At 62.4% G+C, this 6,756-nt stretch carries 7 protein-coding genes; 5 read left to right on the top strand and 2 right to left on the bottom strand.

Translation table 11 applies throughout. The features are described 5' to 3' along the window. Nucleotides 1–185 (top strand): DUF1289 domain-containing protein (locus ENZ74_RS16805; protein WP_127312876.1); only part of this gene is annotated, 185 nt, incomplete at its 5' end. 7 nt (nt 186–192) lie between these two features. Next, nucleotides 193–897: a TIGR02281 family clan AA aspartic protease gene (locus tag ENZ74_RS16800; protein ID WP_024503317.1), complete on the top strand. Its 705-nt coding sequence runs from the start codon at nt 193–195 to the stop codon at nt 895–897. A 10-nt stretch (nt 898–907) separates the two neighbouring features. On the opposite strand, the gene dusA is transcribed toward ENZ74_RS16800, so the two are convergent. Together dusA and ENZ74_RS16790 are read right to left on the bottom strand one after the other, a co-directional pair. After that, nucleotides 908–1,906, bottom strand: coding sequence for a tRNA dihydrouridine(20/20a) synthase DusA (gene dusA, locus ENZ74_RS16795; protein WP_063167985.1), 999 nt, complete (start codon nt 1,904–1,906; stop codon nt 908–910). Between the two features lie 242 nt (nt 1,907–2,148). Further along, nucleotides 2,149–4,131 (bottom strand): BTAD domain-containing putative transcriptional regulator, encoded by a 1,983-nt coding sequence (locus tag ENZ74_RS16790; protein WP_063167984.1) that lies wholly within the window; start codon nt 4,129–4,131, stop codon nt 2,149–2,151. 151 nt (nt 4,132–4,282) lie between these two features. On the opposite strand from ENZ74_RS16790, the gene ENZ74_RS16785 reads away from it, so the two are divergent. The 3 genes from ENZ74_RS16785 to ENZ74_RS16775 form a co-directional block, all read left to right on the top strand. Continuing rightward, complete coding sequence (locus ENZ74_RS16785) at nt 4,283–5,281, top strand: DMT family transporter (RefSeq protein WP_063167983.1); 999 nt, start codon at nt 4,283–4,285, stop codon at nt 5,279–5,281. A gap of 48 nt (nt 5,282–5,329) precedes the next feature. After that, nucleotides 5,330–6,031, top strand: coding sequence for a hypothetical protein (locus tag ENZ74_RS16780; RefSeq protein WP_127224125.1), 702 nt, complete (start codon nt 5,330–5,332; stop codon nt 6,029–6,031). A gap of 42 nt (nt 6,032–6,073) precedes the next feature. Continuing rightward, nucleotides 6,074–6,756: DUF1194 domain-containing protein (locus ENZ74_RS16775; RefSeq protein ID WP_127312875.1), on the top strand; the 683-nt coding region annotated here is incomplete at its 3' end.

Raw genomic sequence — 6,756 nt, 5'->3', positions numbered from 1 at the left:
GAGACAGCTTCTGTTTCGGGTGCGGCCGCACGCGCGAGGAAATCGGCGCCTGGATCGGGATGACGCCGGAAACGCGCCGCAGCGTCATGGCTGAATTGCCGGCCCGGCTGGAAACGGTCGAGCGCCGGCCGCGCCGGGAAACGCGCCGCACCCGCATGGCGCGCGAACGCGACGCGCTGTCGTGAGGTGCGGATGAGCCGGTTGTTCTGGATATTGATGGCCGCGATCGGGGTGGGAGCAGTCCTGCTCATGCTCAACGATTCCGCCGGCAGCACCCTCGGCGTGGAGAACAACGATTTCAGCCGGCTGATCTGGCTCGGCGCCTTTGGCGCCCTTATCGGCGCCGGCCTGCTTCGCTCGGGCCGACCCCTGGGCGCCATGGCCCGCAACTTAGGCGCCTGGGCGGCCATCGCGCTCGCGCTGATCGCCGGCTATCAGTACCGCTATGAGCTGCAGGATGTCGCCAGCCGGGTGACCGCGGGCCTTGTTCCCGGCAGTCCGCTTGCGCTTGGCGTCGAGGACGGCCACGCCACGGTGACGCTCGACAAGGCGGACAACGGCCATTTCGAAGCGCGCATCCTGGTCAACGGCAACCCGGTCCGGGCCGTGGTGGATACCGGCGCGACCAGCACCGTGCTGACGTCCGAAGACGCACAAGCCGCCGGATTCAATCCAGCGGCGCTCAACTACACCATACCGGTTTCGACCGCCAACGGCATGGCACGCGCCGCGGCCGTGAAAACCGATCAGATTGCGATCGGCGGCATCACGCGCAGGGATATGTCGGTGATGATCGCCGCACCCGGCATGCTCAGCCAGAGCCTGCTCGGCATGAACTTCATCGGTTCATTGTCGGGTTTTGACGTGCGCGGCGACCGCATGATCCTCAGGGACTGATCCCTGAATCTCAAGCCGCTTCGGCTGCCGCTCCGCCGAGCTCGACGGCCGCGAAAGCCGCCTTCAGCACGTCCGGGCCGGCGCCGGGTTTTGTCGCGTCGGTGGACAGGATCTGCCGGTAGCGGCGCGCGCCGGGCAAGCCATGGAACAGTCCGACCATGTGGCGGGTGACATGTCCAAGCCGCCCACCCAGCTCGATATGACGTGCCGCATAGTCCGCCATTGTATCGATCAGCGCGGCGAAATCGAACGGCTCGGACTGGACGCCGTAGAAAGCGGCATCGACGCCAGCCAGAATGCCGGGTGTGTGGTAGGCGGCGCGGCCAAGCATGGCGCCATCGACATGGTCGAGATGCGCCAACGCCTCTTCGATCGTCTGAATGCCGCCATTGATGCCAATGAATTCGTTAGGTTTTCTAGCCTTCAACCGATAAACTCTGTTGTAATCGAGCGGCGGGATGTCACGGTTTTCCTTGGGGCTCAGCCCTTCCAGCCACGCCTTGCGCGCATGCACCCACAATGCGTCGGCGCCGGCGTCGAAAACCCCATCCGCCAGCGCATCGAGGGCCGGCTCCGGATCCTGCTCGTCGACGCCGATGCGGCATTTGACGGTCACGGGAATTGTCACCGCCGCCTTCATCGCCGCGACACAGCCGGCAACGAGGTCCGGCACCTTCATCAGGCAGGCGCCGAACGTGCCCGACTGGACGCGGTCTGACGGACAGCCGACATTGAGGTTGATCTCGTCATAGCCAAAGGCCTCGCCGATGCGCGCCGCCTCGGCAAGTTTTTCGCGATCCGAGCCGCCGAGCTGCAGCGCGACCGGATGTTCTGACGCATCGAAGCCGAGCAGACGCTCGCGTGCGCCATGGATGACGGCGTCGGCCACCACCATCTCGGTGTAAAGCAGCGCATGGCTCGTCAGCTGACGGTGGAAGAACCGGCAATGCCGGTCCGTCCAGTCCATCATGGGCGCTATGGCTACCCTTAACCTTTGATAATCTTGCATGTTTCGTAACTTCAACAGGTTGGATCGCGTCGTACGGGCTCTATCACGCGCCATGATAGGCCCAAGCCGCAAATCGGCGGATGACTGGCCGGCGCCACGGCGTGGGGCGTCGAATACCTCAATCGCAGGGTAGCGTATAGGTCGACCTGGCCGGAATTGCCAACGCGTCGTCTGCTTTCGATGCCTGGGCGGAGGACGGAACCCTCCAGCTTCGTATGACGGTGTCTGCGCCAACGATGTGGCTAGGAACTGGGAAGGCCAGCCCTCGACAGCATCTCAAGGAACCGGGAATGATGATGATCCTTTACATAGCGCGGCACAAAGCCAGGGCAGACGTTGCTCAGATTGAGATGCGGAAGTTGTGACAGGCAATGGTGGATGGCCCGGGACGCTTCTTCGTTATTTCCGGTGGCCGATGCGGTCGCGGCCCAATAAAGGGCGCCGCGAACGAAGCCAGGCTTTGTCCTGACTACTTTGCGGGCGGCTTCGAGCGCCCGCTGGTTGTCTCCGCCAGCGAAGAGCGCCACAACCAGGCCGTGGTGGCGCCAGAAGTCGATGACATCGTGCGTTCCGAGCCGGATTGCTTCGTTGGCCTCACGCACCGCTTCGTCGACCTGTCCGCGCAACGCAAAGAGCATCGAAATATCGCCGTGGCCAGTTGGGTAGCTTGGGTTGAGGCTGATCGCGTGGCGGCATTCGGCGATCGCCTCGTCGATGCGACCGCAACTTTCGAGAGCGAACGACAGAATACATCGGGCAATTTCATCGTCCGGTACCGCCCGTACTGCGGCTTCCGCAAGCTCGACCGCACGCTCGATCACCCCACGCCCCCGAGGCAGCGCACCAAACGCCACGCCCATGGATATCACGATCGAGAGCGTCCGCTTTGCACGGGCATTGTCGGGACCTATCGAGAAGGCCCTCTCGGCAAGCTCTATCCCGACCAAAAGTGAGTCCCGAGTCATCTCAAAATATTTCATGAGGGCTTCGTTCACCAGCCTGCGCACTTCAGGGATCCCTGGCGGGCTTTTGTCTCGAACCTTCCAGTTGGTCAGTTGAAGTTCGAGGATCACGGCAAGAACAACAGATTGTGCGATCCTGTCCTGGAATTCGAGCGCGTTCTCGGAGTGGCCGTCGAACTTCTGGGCCCAGACGTGGTGGCCGCCGGCGGCATCGACGAGCTGGACATTCACCCTCAACCCATTGCCGGATCTCTGGACGCTGCCGCTGAGCATATATCGCGCCCGGAGTATCCCTGGTGTCTTGGCTTCTTCGCCTGGGCCGCTCTTCTCGGACGGAAGCGCGGCGAGCACGACATAGTCGGCCACTCCGGAGAGGGCTGTCGTGATGTCCTGGACAAGTCCCTTGGCGAAAAAGTCGTCGCCTTGCTTTCCGGTCAGATTAACGAAGTCGGCAACGCTGATGGACGGACGCCCAAGGCGCTGGCTGGACGGAACACCATTTGTCGACTGCACATTTGAAGCGTCGTCGGCGGCAAGCAACAGAGATTGCCAAAGCGCCCGCGTTTCAGGGCCGGCTTCGACGCCGAACTCCTTCTTCAGCATGCTTCTGCAAGCTTCGTATGTCCTGATTGCCCTGTCGCGTTGGCCACATGCGAGCAGCAATTCCATCTTGAGCCGATAGGATTCTTCCCGTGTCGGTTCCATGGTCAGAATACGATCGGCCAGGATCAGCCCGGCATCGGGGTCGACGAGACGGGCCAGTTTTTCGAAGGACTCAAGCGCGCGGCCGAGCAGCCTGTCGCGTTCCGATGTGATCCAGTCATCGAACGCATTGCTTCCCAGATAAAGCCCGTCGAGGAAGGGCCCGGTGTAGTTCGCCAAGGCCTTCGCCAGCTCCTGGGCGGAACGGGCCGAGAGACCCGTTTCGAACTTCTCCACGTCGACTTGAACCAGCTCTGGCCTCAGGGCGATCAACTCACCGCTGGAATGGATGAGATCCACCCCCTCTCGCGCCAGATCCTGGCGCAGGACACTGAGGGCCTGCCGAAGGCTGTTGCGCGAATGTTCAGCGTCGCTGTCGCCCCATAGGAGGTCAGCCAGCCTCTCCCGCGTCGCCGCCATGCCCGGACACCGGGCCAGATAGGCGATGATTGCCGGCCCTCGTTTCCCGGTCAGCCGAAGCGGGCCGGCCGTTTCATTTTCAATCCGGAAACCGCCGAAGAGTGAGATTCTATTTGCAGCGCCGCTGTCCTCACTTTGCATTTGCTATCCCAGCCTGACGAAATCCTAACTCAAAACTAACGCTTCGCAACAGTCGGCCTTCGCGCTCAAGCGCTGCCGTAACGGCAGGCTGTTTAGGCTTTGCTAAATTAAGGCGACCAAGTCAACGAAAGGCTTGGTTCGAGGGGGGCGCGTGTCCAGGACAAGAGCCAATTTGCTGCTGCTGTTTGCAGCCGCTTTGTGGGGCTTCGGCAATGTCTCGCAAAAGATGGTGCTTGTGCATCTCGACGCGCTGAGTGCTGTGGGTCTGCGATGCCTGATCGGCGGGCTGCTTGTGCTGCCCTTTGTCTTCATGGAGAAGCGGCTTCCGCTCGGGCCGGACTATTTTTCCAGCTTGGCCAAGGTGGGCGCGCTGTTTGCCATCTCCATCACGCTCCAGCAGCTTTGCTATCTCGGGGCCTCCGTCACCAATGCGAGCTTCCTGGTAAGCACGGCAACGGTAATGACACCGCTGGCCGCCTGGTTTCTCGTAGGCGAACGTCCGACAGCGAGTCTTACAATCGCCGCCGGATTGACCCTTGTTGGAGCCCTGCTGTTGTCGGATGGGATAGCCGGGTTCAGCAGTGGCGATCTTACCGCTGTCCTCTCGGCTGCCTGCTATGCGCTCTGGGCAGTCGAGCTGGGCCGGCACATGCAGGTGCATGCGCGGCCGTTCACCGCTGCCGCGACACAGTTCTTCGGCGCCGCAGCCTTCGCCCTGCCGCTCGGTGCAATGCAAGGCAATCTGTCGCTGGCCGCCGCATCCGCAGCCGGCCCGGAACTGGCCATCCTCGGCGTGTTCTCCACTGCGATTGCCTTCGGCATACAGACGGTTGCCCTCCGCTTTACGCCGGCCAGCCACGCCGCCGTGATCGTCAGCGCAGAAAGCGTTTTCGGGGCGCTGGGCGCGGCAATCTTTCTCGGCGAGCGGAGCTCGTCCGCGAGCGTCTTGGGTGCCGGCATCATCCTGGGTGCGATCCTGTCCGTTGCAATGTCGAACCGAGCGCTGCAGGCACGCACGTCCTTGCGAACCGCTTCGGTTCAATCCTTCGACGCGGCCCCTGCCTTTGCAACTGCGTCCGCAAATCGGGCGGGCGATCGTCATCCCAACAATTCAGGTCCAGTGGAGGAATGTGATGGCCCTTGCCGGTGATGCGAAACGTATTCCAGACCCGGCCGGACTTGTCGCGGGGGCGCAGTGATGGATGCGCGGACAATCCTTCTTCCGGTCGCACATTTGGTATCGGCGCTTCGCGCCCGCATGAAGGGACCGGGTGGCTACTACAACAGCGGCAATGCGCTCGGCCTCATTGTCGGTCTGGCGATCCAGATTGCCACCGCGCCGGTCGGCTTGCATGAGGGAAGCAGCGTCACCATGGCGGTGATCGAATATTTCGCTGGCAGCCATGGCACTGTTGCGCTGACCTTGACCACCCTGGTCTTCTTCTGGGGCGGCGAGGCCTATCACCGGGCCTGGGCAAGGCCGGATGCTCCCGATCCCGCCCTCAACCGTCTAGGCGACTTCCTGTCGGGCCTGGGTGCGATCGGGCTCGGCATTGCCCTGTTGCTGCTCGGCGATCCATTGCTTGCGGCGACCTCCGGCCTGCTGCATGCGCTGGGCAAATTCGGCAGCACCTTCCACAGGCCCGGCACGCCAATTCCGATCTGGCCGGCCGCTTGGCCCGATCCGTTCCGCAGTGCGGTGCTCGCCAGCCGGTTGCCGGCAATGCTGGCGACGACAGTGGCCCTCGCCCGCGCTTTGCCTGAGGTCTGGTGGAGCGGCTCCTTCGCGGCCCTCGCCATGCCACTGACCTTGCTCGGCTGTTATCTCTTGTGGACCAAGGCCGATCTGCTGCTCTTCGGCGTGGGCACCAAGGCCACCCGCCAGATTTCCACATGTTGAACCCGCTTTTTGAAACGACCGGATGTCGAGATGGAGAATGACATGTTTGGCAGTGTGTATCATCAGGACGCCGGCCCCCCATCCTTTCGCAAACTGGTGCGGGCGACAGGCTGGGGCAGTCTCCTGACGCCGGCCGGTTCAATCTCGAGAGTGACAGGAATACTTGCAGCTTCGCTGTTTTGGGGGGCCTCGGCCCATGCCGCGAACGTTGACGTCGCCATCGTGTTCGCGGTCGACTTTTCGTCATCCATCGATCCGAAGATCGCCGATATGCAACGCGAGGGACATGCCGCGGCACTCACCTCGCCAGAGATCATCGCCGCCATCAGCCGGAATTATATTGGTTGCATCGGCGTTGCCTATTTTGAGTGGTCGAGCCCCGGACACGCGCGCGTCGTGCTGCCGTGGACAAGCATCTGCGGACTGGAAGATGCCGAAGCGGCGGCTGCGGTGATCAGCAGGAAAGGCGATACCGGCTTCATCCGCAGAGGGCGTGGCGGAACATCCGTCTCCTCGGCTATCGACATCGGCAGTCTCCTGCTCGACCAGTTCCCGGGAAAGGCCGCAAAGAAAGTCATCGATATCTCCTCCAATGGCGAGAACAACGACGGGCTTCCCGTCCAGCCGAGCAGGTCGAACGCCATAGCCAAGGGATATACGATCAATGCCATCGCCATCCCGACGGAGGATGAGAATCCCGACCAACCTCTGGCATCCTATTTTGC

It is taken from the genome of Mesorhizobium sp. M7A.F.Ca.CA.002.15.2.1, assembly GCF_003998715.1.
GTDB classification, from domain to species: domain Bacteria; phylum Pseudomonadota; class Alphaproteobacteria; order Rhizobiales; family Rhizobiaceae; genus Mesorhizobium; species Mesorhizobium ciceri.
This window is presented reverse-complemented; position numbering and strand designations above follow the sequence as displayed.